This window comes from Gordonia sp. (in: high G+C Gram-positive bacteria) (genome assembly GCF_049647785.1).
Classification (GTDB): domain Bacteria; phylum Actinomycetota; class Actinomycetes; order Mycobacteriales; family Mycobacteriaceae; genus Gordonia.
Map to the genome: position 1 here is coordinate 25,250 of NZ_JBARYI010000001.1, position 18,002 is coordinate 43,251.

General features: G+C 63.3%; 16 protein-coding genes and 1 pseudogene. 14 read left to right on the forward strand and 3 right to left on the reverse strand.

From position 1 onward, the window contains the following. Positions 1-97: 97 nt before the first annotated feature. The 3 genes from WBA38_RS00125 to WBA38_RS00135 all read left to right on the forward strand — a co-directional run bounded on the left by WBA38_RS00125 (position 98) and on the right by WBA38_RS00135 (position 2,221). Positions 98-613: a flavin reductase family protein gene (locus tag WBA38_RS00125; protein ID WP_424295073.1), complete on the forward strand. Its 516-nt coding sequence runs from the start codon at positions 98-100 to the stop codon at positions 611-613. Between the two features lie 51 nt (positions 614-664). Then, positions 665-1,549: an exodeoxyribonuclease III gene (locus WBA38_RS00130; RefSeq protein WP_424321774.1), complete on the forward strand. Its 885-nt coding sequence runs from the start codon at positions 665-667 to the stop codon at positions 1,547-1,549. A 156-nt stretch (positions 1,550-1,705) separates the two neighbouring features. Beyond that, positions 1,706-2,221, forward strand: coding sequence for a hypothetical protein (locus WBA38_RS00135; RefSeq protein WP_424295077.1), 516 nt, complete (start codon positions 1,706-1,708; stop codon positions 2,219-2,221). On the opposite strand, the gene WBA38_RS00140 is transcribed toward WBA38_RS00135, so the two are convergent. Next, complete coding sequence (locus tag WBA38_RS00140; protein WP_424295079.1) at positions 2,218-3,978, reverse strand: cytochrome c biogenesis protein DipZ; 1,761 nt, start codon at positions 3,976-3,978, stop codon at positions 2,218-2,220. The two genes, WBA38_RS00135 and WBA38_RS00140, sit on opposite strands and share 4 nt — an antisense overlap. A gap of 179 nt (positions 3,979-4,157) precedes the next feature. Here WBA38_RS00140 and WBA38_RS00145 point away from each other — a divergent pair, with 179 nt between their 5' ends. Continuing rightward, complete coding sequence (locus WBA38_RS00145) at positions 4,158-4,823, forward strand: fasciclin domain-containing protein (RefSeq protein WP_424321775.1); 666 nt, start codon at positions 4,158-4,160, stop codon at positions 4,821-4,823. Positions 4,824-4,853: 30 nt separating this feature from the next. Here the strand turns inward: WBA38_RS00145 and WBA38_RS00150 are convergent, their stop codons facing one another. Then, the gene (locus WBA38_RS00150) at positions 4,854-6,260 is read right to left on the reverse strand and encodes a cryptochrome/photolyase family protein (protein ID WP_424321776.1); all 1,407 of its coding nucleotides are present in this window, start codon (positions 6,258-6,260) and stop codon (positions 4,854-4,856) included. A gap of 56 nt (positions 6,261-6,316) precedes the next feature. On the opposite strand from WBA38_RS00150, the gene WBA38_RS00155 reads away from it, so the two are divergent. The 5 genes and pseudogenes from WBA38_RS00155 to WBA38_RS00175 all read left to right on the forward strand — a co-directional run bounded on the left by WBA38_RS00155 (position 6,317) and on the right by WBA38_RS00175 (position 11,046). Beyond that, a complete protein-coding gene (locus WBA38_RS00155) occupies positions 6,317-7,690 on the forward strand; it encodes an NAD(P)/FAD-dependent oxidoreductase (protein ID WP_424295084.1) in 1,374 nt (457 codons plus the stop codon). After that, positions 7,687-8,391, forward strand: a pseudogene (locus WBA38_RS00160) (DUF1365 domain-containing protein); the annotation flags it as partial. The gene WBA38_RS00155 and the pseudogene WBA38_RS00160, both read left to right, overlap by 4 nt. Next, entirely contained in the window at positions 8,383-9,654 is a 1,272-nt protein-coding gene (locus WBA38_RS00165; RefSeq protein ID WP_424321780.1) for a class I SAM-dependent methyltransferase, read from the forward strand. The pseudogene WBA38_RS00160 and the gene WBA38_RS00165, both read left to right, overlap by 9 nt. A 14-nt stretch (positions 9,655-9,668) precedes the next feature. After that, entirely contained in the window at positions 9,669-10,292 is a 624-nt protein-coding gene (gene sigK / locus WBA38_RS00170; protein ID WP_424295086.1) for an ECF RNA polymerase sigma factor SigK, read from the forward strand. Beyond that, the gene (locus tag WBA38_RS00175; protein WP_424321777.1) at positions 10,285-11,046 is read left to right on the forward strand and encodes an anti-sigma factor; all 762 of its coding nucleotides are present in this window, start codon (positions 10,285-10,287) and stop codon (positions 11,044-11,046) included. Before sigK ends, WBA38_RS00175 begins: the two co-directional genes overlap by 8 nt. A 12-nt stretch (positions 11,047-11,058) precedes the next feature. Here the strand turns inward: WBA38_RS00175 and WBA38_RS00180 are convergent, their stop codons facing one another. Then, entirely contained in the window at positions 11,059-12,330 is a 1,272-nt protein-coding gene (locus tag WBA38_RS00180) for a CynX/NimT family MFS transporter (RefSeq protein ID WP_424295090.1), read from the reverse strand. Between the two features lie 55 nt (positions 12,331-12,385). On the opposite strand from WBA38_RS00180, the gene WBA38_RS00185 reads away from it, so the two are divergent. The 5 genes from WBA38_RS00185 (at position 12,386) to tuf (ending at position 17,873) form a co-directional block, all read left to right on the forward strand. Beyond that, complete coding sequence (locus tag WBA38_RS00185; protein WP_424321778.1) at positions 12,386-13,060, forward strand: FadR/GntR family transcriptional regulator; 675 nt, start codon at positions 12,386-12,388, stop codon at positions 13,058-13,060. Positions 13,061-13,422: 362 nt separating this feature from the next. Then, positions 13,423-13,794, forward strand: a complete 372-nt coding sequence (gene rpsL / locus WBA38_RS00190) for a 30S ribosomal protein S12 (protein WP_424295094.1) — start codon at positions 13,423-13,425, stop codon at positions 13,792-13,794. Between the two features lie 2 nt (positions 13,795-13,796). Beyond that, the gene (rpsG, locus tag WBA38_RS00195) at positions 13,797-14,267 is read left to right on the forward strand and encodes a 30S ribosomal protein S7 (protein ID WP_062393823.1); all 471 of its coding nucleotides are present in this window, start codon (positions 13,797-13,799) and stop codon (positions 14,265-14,267) included. A 134-nt stretch (positions 14,268-14,401) separates the two neighbouring features. Further along, complete coding sequence (gene fusA / locus WBA38_RS00200) at positions 14,402-16,507, forward strand: elongation factor G (protein ID WP_424295096.1); 2,106 nt, start codon at positions 14,402-14,404, stop codon at positions 16,505-16,507. Between the two features lie 175 nt (positions 16,508-16,682). After that, positions 16,683-17,873, forward strand: a complete 1,191-nt coding sequence (gene tuf / locus WBA38_RS00205) for an elongation factor Tu (RefSeq protein WP_424321779.1) — start codon at positions 16,683-16,685, stop codon at positions 17,871-17,873. Positions 17,874-18,002: the final 129 nt, after the last annotated feature.

Consider the following 18,002-nt stretch of genomic DNA (forward strand, 5'->3'; position numbering starts at 1 on the left):
GAGGCCTCAGGCATGCGCCGACCGTAATCAACTCACCCCTCGATTTTGACGGCTCGACCAGACTCGAAGTGCTGGTTGGAGCGGTAGCGTCAAGAGCATGGGTGAGAACGGGAACTGCTCGGCCTTCGACGAGATGATGGCCACTGTCGAGTCGCCGGTTTACCTCGTGACGGTGACGGCGAACGGGGAGAAGGCGGGATGCCTCGTTGGCTTCGCCACTCAGATGAGTATCGATCCGCTGCGTTTCGTGGTCGGACTTTCCCGAACCAACGAAACCTATCGGGTTGCCGAGGCCGCTCGGTATCTCGCGGTACACGTGGTGGGCGTAGAGCACCTGGATCTGGTCCAGCTGTTCGGTGGCGAGACTGGCGATGAGATCGACAAGTTTGAGCGTTGTGTGTGGAGCGAGGGCCCCTTCGGGCAACCGATCTTGCGCGACGCGGGTATTTGGTTCGTCGGCGAGGTGCTTGAGCGCCTCGATGTCGGCGGTGATCACTCCTGCTATGTCCTCGAGCCGCTCGAGGGCGGAAGCGCTGGTGACGGCGCCGCGGAACGGGGTGCCTGGATTGCCGCCAGTCAAGTCCAAGACCTTCACCCCGGGCACGAGGCCTGAACGTCGCACACCCTTGTGATTGGCTAATTCGGCTACCGATACCGTGTCCGTATGCGTGTGGCGACCTGGAATGTGAACTCAGTGAAGCAGCGGACGGCACGTCTGCTGCCCTGGCTCGACGACCGTCAACCCGACGTGGTGTGCCTGCAAGAGACCAAAGTCTCCGACGAAGTGTTCGCCGATGACCTCGGCCCCGAGTTGGCCGCTCGCGGTTACGAGTTCGCCCACGCGGGGCAGGGACAGTGGAACGGCGTTGCGCTGCTCAGCAAGGTCGGACTCGACGACGTCCAGATCGCCTTCCCGGGTGCACCGGGGTTCCCCGAAGCCGACGGCGCACCCGAAGGTCGTGCGATCTCCGCAGTCTGCGACGGGGTGCGGATCTACTCGGTCTATGTGCCCAATGGCCGCGAGGTGGACTCCGACCACTACAACTACAAGCTCGCCTGGCTGGAAAAGCTGCGCGAAGCCGTCGCCCCCGATGCCGATTCGACGATGATCTGCGGCGACTACAACATCATTCCGACCGATGCCGATTCGTTTGACCCGACGGCGTTCATCGGCCACACGCACGTCACCGGGCCGGAGCGGGCGGCGTTTGAGGGGTTGAAGGCTCTCGGGATGAACGACGTCGTTCGGGACCGCTGGCCCAACGAACAGATCTACACCTACTGGGATTACCGGGCTGGGATGTTCCACAAGGACCTCGGGATGCGGATCGACTTCATCCTCGCTGGCGCTCCGGTGGCCGCGCGTGCGGAGGCCGCGTGGGTCGATCGTCAGGCCCGCAAGGGTACAAAGCCGAGTGATCACGCACCGGTGATCGTCGATCTCGACATGGCGCCCGACGGCGACATCGGGCCCGTCGTGCCGCCGCCGTCGCGTCCGGCGAAGGTGAAGCCGGGGTCCATCAAGCAACCGCACTCGCCCGGCGAGTAAGCAACCTTAAAGGTTCCGCGAACGGAGCCCGTCGATCATCATCGTGGTGAGGCTCGTTGCCAGATTGTCGCGGTCGACGACACGACCCGTCTAAGCCCGTCCGTCGATTGGTCGACGACGCGCCCACGAAAGGTCAAAGCGCCCTAATGTCTAATCATGGGACTCTTCGACAAGCTCACCGGAACCAAGAAACCCGACAGTGACATTCCCCCGGCACCGCCGCCGGAAGTCGCGAACGCCATCCTCGCCGTGAACCGGCCAACCGCACCTTTCCAGGTGCGGCCAGCCAACCCCGGCGAGGATGGCGATTTCATAGCCGAATGGCGAATTGTCGACGCTCGCTGGTGCGAGATCTTCGCCAAGGCCAGTTTGACGTCGGTGTTTCAGATCCAGATGCGACTCGACCCGGAGAAGGCCGAGGTGCGCGCCGTCGACCGCGAATGGACGCTCGAGTGGCGGGCCGGGGTGCCGTCACTGTCGATGAGCGGGGAAGCTTTCCGCGGGCAAAAGAAGGAAGTTTCCTTTGGCTCGGCATATGCCTTCACCGAGCAGGGCCAGTACGGCGAGGTCTACAACTATCGTTTCCGCACCTCGGAGATGAAGGACCCCATCGCAGCCGCCGTCAACGGCAAAGGCTGGACGTACCGCGCGGTGTCGTTCGGCAAGCTCTAGCCGTAGGTAAACGAAAACACCTGGACCCCGGGGGAGGGCGTCACTGTGATGCGCCCGCGCTGGTTGCTCGGTGCCTCGACGATCTGATGCAAAGTCGGTGGGCCGCCAATCGCGATCGTTGACGTGGAACCGCCGTTCTGAACGGTCAGGGTTCCGGTACCGCCCGCAACGATGAAGACATTCTTGGCCTGGTAATTGAGACCGATCGTTCCCCCGCTGTCGGTGCTCGCACCCTGGTAGTCGAGGGTCCAACGCCCGCGCAGTGCAAAGGAATCGGGTCGCTGGGTGGCCGGGAAATCGAAGTCGGCCGCACCTGCGCGGTAGGGCGTGGCACCGTCGTAATTCACCATCTTGCCGACCCCGAAATACGTCTCCGCCGTGGTGGGTTCCGTCGGCGTGGTATCGGCTTCTTCCGTCGGTTTCGGGAGGGCGACCCCAGGCTGGGCTTCGGTCAGGAGTTCGCGAATCAAGCGTTCGGACTGGGCATAGCCACCCTCGCCGAACTCAATGTGTCGCACCGTCCCTGACGCATCGATGAGGTACTGGGCTGGCCAATAACTGTTGCGGTAGTTGGTCCACGTGGAGAAGTTCTGATCGAGCGCGATGGGGTACGTGATACCGAGTCGGCGGGCCGCCGCCGTGACATTCGCAGGCACTTTCTCGAAGGCATACTCCGGTGTGTGGACACCGATTACTTCCAGCCCGCTGGCGCGGTACGTGCGATCCCAATCGACGACATGGGGGATCGCTCGTTGGCAATTGATGCAGGAGTACGCCCAGAAGTCGACGAGCACCACCTTGCCGCGCAGGTTCGACAATGCCAGCGGTGAATTGTTCGGGGTGTTGAACCATTCGGCGATGCCGGTGAGTCGTGGTGCTTGGCCGCACGACTGCAGTTGTGCGGCACCGTCGGTGCAGTTCGAGAGCTCACGATTTTCGTCGGTCACGATACCGCCCAGGTCGAGGCGGTTGTTGAGGTCGTTGCCGCCCACCGACTCCTGCAGGCTCGAGGTGTAGTCGGGAATGGCCCGCTGCAACGCGCCGGGCACGTCGAACACGAGGCCAACGGCGAGGGCAATCATCACCAGACCGCCGACAACCCGAATCTGCCGTTGCCTGCGCCGGAAGGCGGCGACCCGTTCGGCGACGCGGCGGCCAGCCAACGCAAAGATCAACAGTGGCAGGGCCGCTCCGACGGCGAACGACAACGTCAAAGCGACCGTGGAGAGGCCGATGTCACCGGTCGCGCCAGCGACAACGATGGCCGCGAGGACCGGTCCCGCGCACGGCACGTACAGCACGCCCAGGGCCAATCCGAGGCCGAATCCGGAACGCCGCTGCCCGACGGGTCGTTGAGGAAGTCGCGAGAAGGGCTTCTCGAGGAGCTCCTCGAACTTCGGGAAAATCAAGCCCAGGCCGATCGTGGTCAGTGCCACCAAACCGATCCACCGGATGCTGTCTTGCGGAAGGTGCACCAGTGACAGCAGCGTCGAGCCGATGAGGGTGACGATGGAGAAGCTGACAATCAGGCCGCCGATCACCTGATAGGGGCGTGAACTCTCGGCCAGTCGGGCCCGCCACGACTTCGGTGCCGGATCGGCCCCCGGTGGCTGGTCAACAGCATCGTCGGTGGCGGACCCCCGATCTCGGGCACTGTCTGCGCCGGACAGGAACAACACCGGCAGTACGGGGAGGATGCACGGCGAAATTCCGGTAATCAGTCCGCCGATAAAGCCGATTGCGATGACTGTATTCATGCCGGGTATTCGACGCCGGGCCAACCCAGGATGGGTGTCGGCGTGACTCTGCGCGCGCCGCCCTCGAAACTTTCCTCGCAAGCGAACCCATCCGGAGCCGCGAGCATTCCGAATGACCTATGTCACTGCTGACGACCTCCGGCGACCGCCGGAAGTCCACGACAAGGGAGAGCAGCCTGATGAGAACGAGCAAAACGATGGGTGCCAAGGTAGTCGCGATGGGATTCGCGGTCGCTATCGCCGCAACGATGACCGCGTGCTCAAGCGACAACTCGACCACCACGGCATCCAGCGAAGCCGTACCCACAACCATGATGAGTTCACCGGCCATGACGGCGGACCCGGCAGCGGATCTGGTTGGATCCGGATGCAAGGCCTACGCGGAGAAAGTCCCGACCGGCCCTGGTTCGGTGACTGGCATGTCCACCGAACCGGTCGCCGTCGCTGCGGCCAACAACCCGTTGCTCACCACGCTCACCGCAGCGCTTTCGGGCAAGCTCAATCCGCAGGTCAACCTCGTCGACACCCTCAACGGTGGCCAGTTCACCGTGTTCGCCCCGGTCGATGACGCATTCGCAAAGGTTCCAGCTACCACCATCGACTCGTTGAAGACCGATGCGCCCGCGTTGACTTCGCTGCTGACCTACCACGTGGTACCCGGCCAGTTGAGTCCCGACCAGGTGGCGGGAAAGCACACCACCGTCGAAGGTCAGACCGTTGAGGTAACCGGCAGCGGCGACGACCTGAAGGTCAACGGGGCCAGCGTGATCTGCGGCGGCGTCCACACGGCCAACGCGACCGTGTACCTGATCGACCAGGTGCTGATGCCTCCGGCCAAGCCCTAACAGTCGCCGCGCAAGGCGGTACACCGCGGGTTACAACTGTCGATATCGATGCAGGGCGACTTCTCGCTCGGCAGCGTGATCGACGATCGGATCGGGATACATCGGGACGTCGGGGCCGATGTCGCCGAACAATTCCGGATCGAGTAGCCACGGGTGGTGTACCGCCTTGCCTGCGATGCCAGCAAGTTCGGGCACCCATCGACGTACGTAATCTCCGGTCGGGTCGAACTTCTGGCCTTGAGTGATTGGATTGAACACCCGGAAGTACGGTGCGGCATCGGTGCCGCAGCCCGCCGTCCATTGCCAGCCGTGCTGGTTGGAGGCGAGATCGCCGTCGATCAAGTGCGTCATGAAATGACGCGCTCCACGCCACCACGGTAGATGGAGATCTTTGGTCAGAAACGAGGCGACGATCATCCGAACCCGATTGTGCATCCAGCCCTCGGCCCGGAGCTGCCTCATCCCCGCGTCGACGATCGGAAAGCCGGTACGGCCGGCGCACCAGGCCTCGAACGCTGCATCGGCGTCCGGGCCAACGTCGTATTCCATTCCATCGAAGGTCGGGTTGTAGTTGCCGCGAGCGGTGTCGGGACGCCGGTACAGCACGTCAGCGTAAAAGTCGCGCCAGGCCAGCTCACTGCGCAGAACCATGGCTCCGGGGTCGCTGCGACCGCGGAGGTCGTGCAGGAGGGTCCGCGGATGCACGCAGCCGAACTTGAGGTACGGCGACAGCCGGGATGTCGCGTCAAGGTCGGGGCGGTCGCGATCATCGGCGTAGCGGTCCAGTTCGCTGACCGGACCGTCGCGGAAGGCAGCCCAACGGCGCAGGGCAGCAGCCTCACCCGCGGCCGGCAACTCGACGGGCCCGGCGAGCGAAAAGGTGTCGGGGAAAAGCGCCTCAAGCTGCACTCGACCGGACAGTCCTTCGGGGTCGAGCCAGTCGATAGTGTCCGCATTCGTTGCGGCCGGGGTATGCCAACCGCGGTCGAGCCAGGCGCGCTTGAACGGGGTAAAAACCTGGTACGAACCACCGCTCTTCGTGTGGATCTGACCGGGTGAGACGGCATACGGCGACCCGCTCCGCACCAGAGGTACCGATCCGAGGGCGGCGTCGACGGCGTCGTCGCGCGCCGACCCATACGGACCGAAGTCCGCAGTGACGTGCACCGACTGCGCACCGATGTCCACTGCCAGTCGTCTGATTACCTCGACTGGATCGCCGCGGGTCACCATCAGTCGTCCGTCGAGGCTGTCGTTGAGCGCACGCAAACAGCCCGCAAGAAATGCCAGCCGCGGTGCACCGGCAGGCCTTATCAGCGCGTCGTCGAGAACGAAGACCGCGAGCGCGGACTTAGCGCTGTCGGCGGCCGTAAGCAGGGCAGGCAAATCTGCCAATCGTAAGTCTCGACGGAACCAGAGGATCGCGGGAGCAGACATCTCTCCAGTGTGCGTGACCGACCCATCCAATCGCGGAGCGGTGCCGAATAACCGGTGTGACTGATTTTGATTCTCTCGCGCAGCCCGCCCGCATTGCCGTGATCGGCAGCGGCGTCGCCGGGCTCACCGCCGCGTACGCACTTTCTACCCGGCACACGGTGACTCTTCTGGAAGCGGACAACCGTCTCGGTGGCCACGCGCACACGCACCATCTCCGGGCACCAGACGGAACCGAAGTTGCCGTCGATTCCGGGTTTATTGTCCATAACGACCGCACCTATCCGACACTGTTGAGGCTGTTCGACGAACTCGGCATCGCAACCCAGCCCACCGAAATGTCAATGTCGGTGCGGTCAGAACTCAGCGGCCTGGAGTACGCGGGCGCACGCGGCTTCTCCGGACTATTCCCCACCTGGCGCACGGTGTTGCGAGGCCGCTACCTGGTGATGCTCGGCGAGATCACCCGATTTCATCGTCTTGCGCGCCGGGTCCTCGACGACCCGAGCGACGACGAGACCCTCGACGCTTTTATTGACCGGTCAGGGCTGTCGCAGTATTTCCGCGACAATTTTCTGCTGCCGTTGGTTGCCGCGGTGTGGTCGTGTGATGCGACGCAGGCGGCGGCCTACCCGGCGCGCTACCTTTTCACCTTCCTCGACCACCACGGGATGCTGTCGGTGTTCGGGTCACCGACCTGGCGCACCGTGACCGGTGGCTCGGCAACCTACGTACAGGCCGTTGCCGACGCCGTGACCGCACGAGGCGGCGTCGTGAGGTGCAACACCCCGGTTACCTCGATTGTGGAGAACGGCGACGGCGCGGTCGTCGAATCGGCAGGCTTCCAGGAGCAGTTCGACGGAGTGGTGATTGCGACGCACCCTCACCAAGCGCTACAGATGCTCGGCGAGGGGACCGCACTGCAGCGAGAGGTCCTCGGTGCCATCGGCTACGCGAGCAAACCGGCAGTCTTGCACACCGACCAGCAACTGTTGCCGACTGCGCCGCGTGCGCGTGCCGCCTGGAATTACCAGATCAGCGCGGACAACTCCGATATCGCGGTCACGTACGACCTCACCCGGCTGATGCGCTTACCGCGCGCCGCGGGGCAGCCGCGCTACCTGGTCACGATGGGCCGAACGGACCTCGTCGAACCGTCGAGCATCCTGGCGACGATGACCTACGAACATCCGATCTACCACACCGCGTCGGTGGCGGCACAACAGCGGCTACCCGAACTCAATTCGCGTGCAATTGCTTTCGCCGGGGCCTACCACGGCTGGGGATTCCACGAAGATGGTGCCGCGTCGGGTGCCAGGGCTGCGGCGCACTTCGGATCCACCTGGCCCGAAGCAGTAGTCGTCGATGACGACGATGTTGTTCCCTTCACTTCGGGGCTTCCCGTTGGCAGCGACAGGCGGGTGCGCAAATGATTTCGACACCAGCAATCGTCCACACCCGAATCGCCCACACGCGACGGGAACCGGTCAATCATGCGTTTACCCATCGCAGCCTCAGTTGGCTGATTGACATCGACCATCTACCGCGCCTGCCGCGCGGCTTGCGGTGGGCGGCACGATTCCGCGCCGACGACCACTTCGCTGAAACCGACCTGCCCGCACGGACGCTGCGCGAACGGATCGAAGCCTTCGCCGCAGCGGCCGGCGTGGAGGCACCAACCGGGACCGTCACGGCGCTACTGTCCCCGCGGGTGGCGGGATACGTTTTCAATCCGCTGAGCGTGTTCTGGTGCCATGACCGGACCGGAGCACTCCAATACGTCATTGCTGAAGTCCACAACACCTACGGGCAGCGGCACTGCTATCTGGTGCACACTGATGCCGATGGCCGCGCCAAGGTCGACAAGGAGTTCTACGTTTCACCGTTCAACGATGTCAGCGGCGAATATCGGCTCGTGTTGCCCGAACCCACCGGAGATGGCCGGGTCCGCCTGGCGGTGGTGCTGGAAAGGCCCGGTCAGGCACCATTCACCGCAACCCTGAGCGGGCGGGCCCAGCCGGCAAGCACCTCCGCCCTGGTACGCGCACAACTGCGCACGCCAATGGCCCCGTGGCTTGTGGCGTCGCGTATCCGCATCCACGGTGTTTGGCTGTGGGCGCGCGGGCTGCGCATCCAACCGCGCCCCGTCACCCAGGCGCCGAACACCTTCGACGGTTGGCCGGACCTTGCGCAACCTCCTTCGTCACCGGTGCGGGCGTTTGCCGCCGAACGGATCTTTGTACATGCGGTACGGAGACTGCCCGTGAGCGTTGAGTTCCCGGATGGTCGTCGCCTTGGTGCGCCAGCCGGGAACGGGGTGCCGCACATGCAGATCACCCATCCCGAAGCGTTCTTTCGGCGTATCGGATCTTCCGGTCTCATCGGCTTCGGCGAGGCGTACATGGCCGGGGAGTGGACCGCCGACGACCTCGTTGGCGTCCTCACCCCGTTTGCCGAACGCATCGCCGATCTGGTGCCTGCGCCACTTCAGCGACTGCGATCGCTGGTGCTGCCGCGTCATCCGGTCGACGAAGCCAACACCGTAGCCAATACGCAGTCGAACATTTCGCGACACTACGACCTTTCGAATCAGCTATTTGCGGCTTTTCTCGACCCGACACTTAGTTACTCAAGCGCCGATTTTGGGTCCGACGAGGCCGCGTCTCGCGCCACGTGGTCCGACCTGGAGGCAGCGCAGAAGGCCAAGATTGATCGGCTGCTCGACGCAGCGGGCGTGCGCGAAGGTACGCGACTTCTGGAGATCGGAACAGGCTGGGGTGAGTTGTGCTTGCGCGCCGCGGAACGGGGTGCGGTGGTGCGGTCGGTCACGCTATCGACCGAGCAACGCGAACTGGCGTTGCAACGGATCGCCGAGGCGGGACTGTCGGATCGGGCGAGCGTGGATCTCCTCGACTACCGACTGGTCGACGGGGAGTACGACGCAGTGGTCTCGGTCGAAATGTTGGAGGCGGTGGGCCGCGAGTATTGGCCCGAGTACTTCGCGACCCTCGACCGCGTCCTGGTGCCCGGCGGTCGTGCGGCCCTGCAAGTCATCACGATGCCGCACCCTCGCATGGTGGCGTCGGAAGGCACGTACACCTGGGTGCACAAATACATTTTCCCGGGCGGTCAACTTCCGTCGTTGCAGGCCTTACGTGAGGTTCCCGCCGAGCACAGTCGGCTCCGGCTCGTCGACGAGCTCCCGCTCGGTGCGCACTATGCCCAGACCTTGCAACTGTGGCGGGAACGGTTTGTTGCCAACTCGGAGGCGGTCCGCGGTCTCGGTTTCGACGAGGTCTTCCAGCGGATGTGGACCTTCTACCTCGCCTACTCCGAAGCTGGATTCCGCGCGCGTTACCTCGACGTGTTCCAGCTTCGGTACGACAAGCCGCATTAGTCACGGGTGATCTCATGAACACTGCACCAGCTCCGACTAGGCTTGCGGGCGATGACGAATTCATATCCGCAGCCGAGTTGTCGATGACGGCGGGCACGCAACCGTTGGCTGATCTCCTCGACCTCGTCGCAGAGGGAGACCGGACGGCCTTTGGCGAGTTCTACGACCAGACCAGCCACCGCGTGTACGGAATGGTGCTGCGCGTACTCCAGGATCGCGGGTACAGCGAAGAAGTGACCCAAGAGGTCTACCTGCAGGTGTGGCGAGACGCCGACCGCTTTCGGGCCGACCAGGGTAGCCCGCTGTCGTGGGTGCTGACGATCGCCCATCGGCGGGCCGTTGACCGCGTGCGGTCGGAGTCGTCGGCATCCGACCGGGAATCCCGCTACGGTATGCGCGAACTCGTCGAGATCACCGCGGGGGTCGAGGAAGAAGCACTCACCCGTGATGCAGGCCGGCGAGCCAGGGAATGCCTCGCCACGCTGACCGCGCTCCAAGCGCAGGCAGTGAGCCTGGCGTACTACGAAGGGTTCACCTACCGCGAGGTCGCCGACCGCCTCGCCGTGGCTTTGCCAACGGTGAAGAGCCGCATACGAGATGGCCTCAAGCGGCTGCGGGGGTGTTTGGGCGATGGCTGAATACAACTACAACGACGACGAACTTCGTGAACTGGCGACGGTCGTGGCCCTCGATGCCGTCGATGACCTGGAACGCGCGCGGATCATGCGGGTTGTGGAGAGTGCGGACGAGGCTGAACGCAGCGTCTTTAACGCCGAACTCAAAGCCGTCCGTGCCACCCTCGCTTCCATCAGCGAAGCGACCGCGGTCGCCCCAGCCGAGGAACTGCGTGGCCGAATCCTCGACGAGGTCGGGCGAAGTGAGCCAGCAAAGCCCGTTGAGCGGACGGTCGATGAGCCGACCGCACAGATCGATGGCAAGCCCCGCTGGGCGCGCTTTGCTGCGGTCGCTGCAGCGGCAGCAGTGGTGCTGGGTATTGGCGGCGGCGTGATCGGGTACACGGTCGCGAATCGTTCCGAACCTCAGCAGCCCTCGCAGGCCGAACAGATCTTCGCCGCATCCGACGTGCGAACCACCACCGGAACCGTCGCCGGGGGCAAAGCGTCCGTCACGTATTCGCCGACGAAAGGCGAAGGAATTCTGGTGATGAACGATGTGCCGAGCCCGTCCCCGGGCACGATCTACCAGATGTGGCTGGTGGGTCCGGACGGTGCCAGGCTCGCCGGGACCATGTCGCCGGCCGACGTTGCGCCGTCGACCACCGCGGTCATCACCGATATGACGGGTGCGACGGCGGTCGCCTTCACCGTCGGCGATGCGGCGACTCCGGAAAAGATGATCGCCCCACCTGTCGCCGAACTGCGCCTGGGGTGACCGCTCGAGAGGTCAAGCTAATTGATCCTCAAGGTAGCGCGGCTTGCAGATCACCCAGGCACCGGAAAGCATCACCACGACCACCGCGATGAGGAAGCCGAACGGCGCGGCCCACGAACCGGTCGCGTCGTGCAGGACTCCGAACAGAATTGGCCCGGCGCACGCCAACAGATAGCCAACGCCCTGACTGAAGCCAGAAAGCGACGCCGACGCCGCACTTGTCCGGGTGCGCAGGTTGATCAGGGTGAGGGCCATCGGGAACGTAGTGGGACCGATGCCAAGCATGATGGCCCACAGCCATGGCACGGTCAGTGGTGCCCACAGGAGTCCGCCGAAGCCAACGAGCCAGCAGGCTGCGAAGGCCAGTGCAAAGGGGAAAGGGTTGGCGAACCTGGCGCACAGGACCGGTGCAACGAGAGTGCCAGCGAAACCGACGCCGGAAAACACTGCGACCATGCCGCCGCCGAGGGCTTCGCTGCCGCCAGCGTCGCGGTAGATGGACGGCAGCCACGTGAACAGCGAATAGGTCATCAGCGACGTCATCCCGAACATCAACGTCAGGCCCCACGCCATCGTCGACCCCCATAGCGACGTTCGGGCGGAATCGGACAGGCTGGCTGAATCGTCAGATCTCGGTCGGGCTTCTGCGGGTAGGTCACGCTCGGCGCGGACCGTGGCGCGACGTTCGCGCACCACCCACACCCAGGGGAGGAGGGCCGCCAGCGGCACCAGGGCCCACACGCCAAGAGACAACCGCCAACCGCCAGCGTCCGCGAGGGGAATCGCGAGTGCTGCCGGAATGGCCGTGCCCAGTTGGACAAACGTGATGTAAACCGTGCTGATGAGTGCGATGCGGTCGCTGAAGTAGCGCTTCACCAGTGGCGGGATCAAGATATTGCCGACGCCCATGCCGAACAGGGCGGCACAAGACAAGATCAGCAGGGTGGGGACGTCGTTCGCCAGGGACCGACTGGCGATGCCGATGCCTGTCAGCACGACGGCCGCGAGAGTGACTTGCTCGATGCCGAATCGGCGACCGAGGGCGGGAGCGCTAATGCCGGCGAGGCCAAACATCAGGGTGGGCAGCATGCCGATGATGCCGCTGGTCGTGTTGCCGAAGCCGATGTCGTCGGAGATCCGAGCGAGCAGCGGCGTAATTGAGGTGACGGCCGTGCGCAGGCTGAGTGAGAACAGGACGATGGCCAGCAAAACGATCGCCCGGCCGCGCCAGCGTCCCGTTGCTGTCAGGCGGGTAAATGCGCTGGTCCCGGGCGTCGTTGTCATTCGCAAATCGTAGGATGAATGGTTGTATCGAGGCAATGTGATTTATCCTGAGTGGGTGCAAACGGTAAAGCGGGAGAGCCTCATCGCGCAGGTGACAGCCCAATTGCGCGCCGAAATTTCCGCAGGACGTTGGGCGGTTGGCGAGCGTGTACCCACTGAGCCGGAACTCCAGGAACTCACCGGGACTTCGCGCAATACGGTCCGCGAAGCGGTTCAATCACTCGTGCACGCCGGCCTCCTGGAACGACGCCAAGGGTCGGGTACCTATGTGATCGCGACCGATGAGACCGCTGTCGCAATCGGTGACTTCTTTGCTGCGGCACGTCGCCAAGACCTGCTCGAGTTGCGCGAAGGCCTCGAGGTGACCGCGGCGGGTTTGGCCGCACGCAGACGCACCGACGACGACATCGCCCGATTGCGTGCGTTGCTGGCCGAGACAAAGCGGCTGTGGGTGGTCCAGCGCGAAGCGGGGGCAACCAGTGCCGCTGCCGTGGACAGTGATGCCGAACTGCATCGGGCGATAGTGGCGGCCAGTCACAACGCCATCTATCTAGAGTTTTACGACATCCTCCTGCCATCGCTGCGTGAAGCGATTGCCGACCATCAAGACCGAGTGGCGGACTCGTACGATGACCTGCACACTGGACTGGTGGAGGCCGTCATCGAAGGGGACGAAGCTGCCGCACGTGCAGCGGCCAGGGCCCTACTTGTTCAAGTCGGACAATCGTGAGCATCGGCGCCGGTAGTTGAGTGTTTCGTAGGTGTTGGTCACCACATAGCAAAGATTTTGACCGTGGGAAATCTGGGCGGTAAAGTATTCCGTCGGCGCCTTGCCATGCTTGGCGCTGCTCACCTACCGGTTCCCCTAGCGGTTCTGATGGGCGGAGGGTCGTGATCAAGGTGAAGGCGTGCGACACGCCCGACGCCGGGTGCACGATTCAAACCTGACCTGCACGTTAGTGCGGGTGGGGCGAGTTGCGGAGGTTGCCATATCGCACGAGAGTGCGGCGTGATGACTTGCCCGGAGCACCAACTGCAACACCGAAAATGAAAGGCCCGGCGGGAGCCGGTCCTCAAAGAGAAAAGAACTCAGTGCCAACGATTAACCAGCTGGTCCGCAAGGGCCGCAAGGACAAGACGTCCGCCAAGAAGACGGCCGCCCTGAAGGGCAGCCCCCAGCGTCGTGGCGTGTGCACCCGCGTGTACACCACCACCCCGAAGAAGCCGAACTCCGCACTTCGTAAGGTCGCCCGTGTGCGCCTCACCAGTGGCGTCGAGGTCACCGCATACATCCCCGGTGAAGGTCACAACCTTCAGGAGCACTCGATGGTGCTCGTCCGTGGCGGTCGTGTGAAGGACCTTCCGGGTGTTCGCTACCGCATCATCCGCGGCTCGCTCGACACCCAGGGTGTCAAGGACCGCAAGCAGGCTCGCAGCCGTTACGGCGCAAAGAAGGGAAGCTAGTCATGCCACGTAAAGGACCCGCTCCCAAGCGCCCGCTGATCAGCGACCCCGTTTACGGTTCGCCGCTGGTCACCCAGCTCGTCAACAAGATTCTCCTTGACGGCAAGAAGTCGACCGCCGAGCGCATCGTGTACGAAGCCCTCGAGCAGGCACGCGAGAAGACCGGCACCGACCCGGTCGTCACCCTCAAGCGTGCACTTGACAACGTCAAGCCCACCCTCGAGGTCAAGAGCCGCCGCGTCGGCGGTGCCACCTACCAGGTGCCGATCGAGGTCAAGCCCGGTCGTGCGAACACCCTCGCCCTGCGTTGGTTGGTTACCTTCAGTCGTCAGCGTCGTGAGAAGACCATGGTTGAGCGTCTCGCCAACGAGCTGCTCGACGCGTCGAACGGTCTCGGAGCATCGGTGAAGCGTCGCGAAGACACTCACAAGATGGCCGAAGCCAACCGCGCATTCGCTCACTACCGCTGGTAAGAGTGCCGCGCAAGGCTGCTTCCGCAGGGGGTGGCTTAGCGCCAGACGGTACGTGCCGGGCCGGGAATTTTTCGCGGTTCGGCGCACCGCCCCCCACACAGTCTTTCGAACTACACGAATCCCGGAGGGATTAGATGGCACAGGAAGTGCTCAACGACCTCACCAAGGTCCGCAACATCGGCATCATGGCTCACATCGATGCGGGTAAGACCACCACCACCGAGCGCATCCTTTACTACACCGGTGTGAACTACAAGATCGGTGAAACGCACGACGGTGCCTCGACCACCGACTGGATGGAGCAGGAGAAGGAGCGAGGTATCACCATTACCTCGGCCGCCGTCACTTGCTTCTGGCACGACAACCAGATCAACGTCATCGATACGCCCGGCCACGTCGACTTCACCGTCGAGGTTGAGCGCGCCCTTCGCGTGCTCGACGGCGCCGTTGCAGTCTTCGACGGCAAGGAAGGTGTCGAGCCGCAGTCGGAGCAGGTTTGGCGTCAGGCCACCAAGTACGACGTCCCCCGCATCTGCTTCGTCAACAAGATGGACAAGATGGGCGCGGACTTCTACTACACCGTGCAGACGATCATCGATCGTCTTGGTGCAAAGCCGCTCGTCATGCAGCTTCCGATCGGTTCCGAGGATGCCTTCGACGGCGTCGTCGACCTCATCGAGATGCGTGCGCTGACCTGGCGTGGAACCACTGAAATCGGCACCGAGGCCACCATCGAAGAGATCCCTGCGGACCTCGTCGAGAAGGCTGCCGAGTACCGCGAAAAGCTTCTCGAAACCGTCGCAGAGTCGGACGAGGCGCTCATGGAGAAGTACTTCGGTGGCGAAGAACTCACCATCGAGGAGATCAAGGGCGCGATCCGCAAGCTCACGATCAACTCCGAGATCTACCCGATCCTGTGCGGTACCGCATTCAAGAACAAGGGCATCCAGCCGGTTCTCGACGCTGTCGTTGACTACCTTCCGAACCCGCTCGACATTGGCGAGATCGAGGGCCACGTTGTCGGTAACGAAGAAGAGATCATCACGCGCCACCCGAGCAAGGATGAGCCGTTCTCGGCTCTGGCGTTCAAGATCGCCGCTCACCCCTTCTTCGGCAAGCTGACCTTCGTCCGCGTTTACTCGGGCAAGGTTGATCCGGGCACCCAGGTCCTCAATGCGACCAAGGGTAAGAAGGAGCGCATCGGCAAGCTCTTCCAGATGCACGCCAACAAGGAAAACCCCGTCGACGACGCGGTGGCCGGCCACATCTACGCCATGATCGGACTGAAGGACACCACCACCGGTGACACCCTTTGCGATCCGCAGGCCCCCATCGTTCTCGAATCGATGAGCTTCCCGGCACCGGTCATCAACGTCTCGATTGAGCCGAAGACCAAGTCGGACCAGGAGAAGCTGGGAACGGCTATCCAGAAGCTCGCCGAAGAGGATCCGACGTTCTCAGTTCAGCTCGACGAGGAGACCGGCCAGACCGTCATCGGCGGCATGGGCGAACTCCACCTCGACATCCTCGTCGACCGTATGCGTCGCGAGTTCAAGGTTGAGGCCAACGTTGGCAAGCCGCAGGTTGCGTACCGTGAGACCATTCGCAACACGGTCGAAAAGCACGAGTTCACCCACAAGAAGCAGACGGGTGGCTCGGGCCAGTTCGCGAAGGTCATTATTAAGCTCGAACCGTTGGTCGACGCCGAAGACGGCGCCACCTACGAGTTCAAGAACGCCGTTACCGGTGGTCGTGTCCCGCGTGAATACATCCCCTCGGTGGATCACGGCGCGCAGGATGCGATGCAGTACGGCGTCCTGGCCGGCTACCCGCTGGTTAACCTGAAGGTCACTCTGCTCGACGGTCAGTACCATGACGTCGACTCGTCAGAAATGGCCTTCAAGATCGCTGGCTCGCAGGCCCTCAAGGAGGCCGCGAGGTTGGCAAAGCCCGTCATTCTGGAACCGATCATGGCCGTTGAGGTCACGACTCCGGAAGACTACATGGGCGATGTCATTGGCGACCTGAACTCCCGCCGTGGTCAGATCCAGGCCATGGAGGAGCGCAGTGGTGCTCGAGTCGTCAAGGCTCAGGTGCCGCTGTCGGAGATGTTCGGCTACATCGGAGACCTTCGGTCGAAGACTCAGGGCCGAGCGAACTACTCCATGGTGTTCGACTCGTACGCTGAAGTTCCGGCGAACGTGTCGAAGGAGATCATCGCGAAGGCGACGGGCGAGTAAAATCGTCTGCCACCTTGGCGGAACCCACGCCTCGGCGTGAACAAACGAATACCCCGGTCGGCGGCTTCCGCCGCCGTTCGGGGACCATTTCCACCAGCCTCTCCGCATATTGCGGAGAACCCATACCAACTGTCGGGAAACTCCCGACAGAATTGACAGTCCAGGAGGACATCAAGTGGCGAAGGCGAAGTTCGAGCGGACCAAGCCGCACGTGAACATCGGCACCATCGGTCACGTCGACCACGGCAAGACCACGACGACGGCTGCCATCACCAAGGTTCTGGCCGACCAGTACCCCGACCTGAACGAGAGCTTCGCTTTCGATCAGATCGATAAGGCACCTGAGGAGAAGGCTCGTGGTATCACGATCAACATCTCCCACGTTGAGTACCAGACGGAGAAGCGTCACTACGCTCACGTCGATGCTCCGGGTCACGCCGACTACATCAAGAACATGATCACCGGTGCTGCCCAGATGGACGGCGCAATCCTGGTCGTGGCTGCTACTGACGGCCCGATGCCGCAGACCCGTGAGCACGTCCTCCTGGCTCGCCAGGTTGGCGTTCCTTACATCCTCGTCGCCCTGAACAAGGCCGACATGGTTGATGATGAGGAAATCATGGAGCTCGTCGAGATGGAGGTCCGCGAACTGCTGGCCGCTCAGGAATTCGACGAGGATGCCCCCGTCGTTCCGATCTCGGCGCTCAAGGCACTCGAGGGTGACCCCAAGTGGGTTGAGTCGGTCCAGAAGCTCATGCAGGCTGTGGACGATTCGATCCCGGACCCGGTCCGCGAGACCGACAAGCCCTTCCTCATGCCTGTTGAGGACGTTTTCACGATCACCGGTCGTGGCACCGTCGTCACCGGTCGCGTGGAGCGTGGCGAGGTCAACGTGAACGAGGAAGTCGAGATCGTCGGCATCCGCGAGAAGAGCACCAAGACCACCGTCACCGGTATCGAGATGTTCCACAAGCTCCTCGACTCGGCTCAGGCTGGCGACAACGCCGGTCTGCTGCTGCGCGGCCTCAAGCGTGAGGACGTGGAGCGTGGCCAGGTTATCGTCAAGCCGGGTACCACCACCCCGCACACCGATTTCGAGGGCCAGGCATACATCCTGTCGAAGGATGAGGGTGGCCGTCACACCCCGTTCTTCAACAACTACCGCCCGCAGTTCTACTTCCGTACCACGGACGTGACCGGCGTCGTTACCCTCCCTGAGGGCACCGAGATGGTCATGCCCGGCGACAACACTGAGATGACCGTCAAGCTCATCCAGCCCGTCGCTATGGACGAAGGCCTGCGCTTCGCTATCCGCGAGGGTGGCCGCACCGTCGGTGCCGGCCGCGTCACCAAGATCATCGCCTGATGATCTAGCCTGACGGCTTTTCTAGAACGCCCGCCCCGCTTCCGCGGGGCGGGCGTTCTGCTTTCCCCCGGTCGTCGTTCCTCCTCCCGTTCTCGCATGATGCGTCGATTCCCGCACTACGTCAGACGT

Coding starts and splice junctions, on each gene's coding strand:
- WBA38_RS00125 (WP_424295073.1), top strand. CDS start 98: ATGGGTGAGAACGGGAACTGCTCGGCCTTCGACGAGATGATGGCCACT.
- WBA38_RS00130 (WP_424321774.1), top strand. CDS start 665: ATGCGTGTGGCGACCTGGAATGTGAACTCAGTGAAGCAGCGGACGGCA.
- WBA38_RS00135 (WP_424295077.1), top strand. CDS start 1,706: ATGGGACTCTTCGACAAGCTCACCGGAACCAAGAAACCCGACAGTGAC.
- WBA38_RS00140 (WP_424295079.1), bottom strand. CDS start 3,978: ATGAATACAGTCATCGCAATCGGCTTTATCGGCGGACTGATTACCGGA.
- WBA38_RS00145 (WP_424321775.1), top strand. CDS start 4,158: ATGAGAACGAGCAAAACGATGGGTGCCAAGGTAGTCGCGATGGGATTC.
- WBA38_RS00150 (WP_424321776.1), bottom strand. CDS start 6,260: ATGTCTGCTCCCGCGATCCTCTGGTTCCGTCGAGACTTACGATTGGCA.
- sigK (WP_424295086.1), top strand. CDS start 9,669: ATGAACACTGCACCAGCTCCGACTAGGCTTGCGGGCGATGACGAATTC.
- WBA38_RS00175 (WP_424321777.1), top strand. CDS start 10,285: ATGGCTGAATACAACTACAACGACGACGAACTTCGTGAACTGGCGACG.
- WBA38_RS00180 (WP_424295090.1), bottom strand. CDS start 12,330: ATGACAACGACGCCCGGGACCAGCGCATTTACCCGCCTGACAGCAACG.
- rpsG (WP_062393823.1), top strand. CDS start 13,797: ATGCCACGTAAAGGACCCGCTCCCAAGCGCCCGCTGATCAGCGACCCC.
- fusA (WP_424295096.1), top strand. CDS start 14,402: ATGGCACAGGAAGTGCTCAACGACCTCACCAAGGTCCGCAACATCGGC.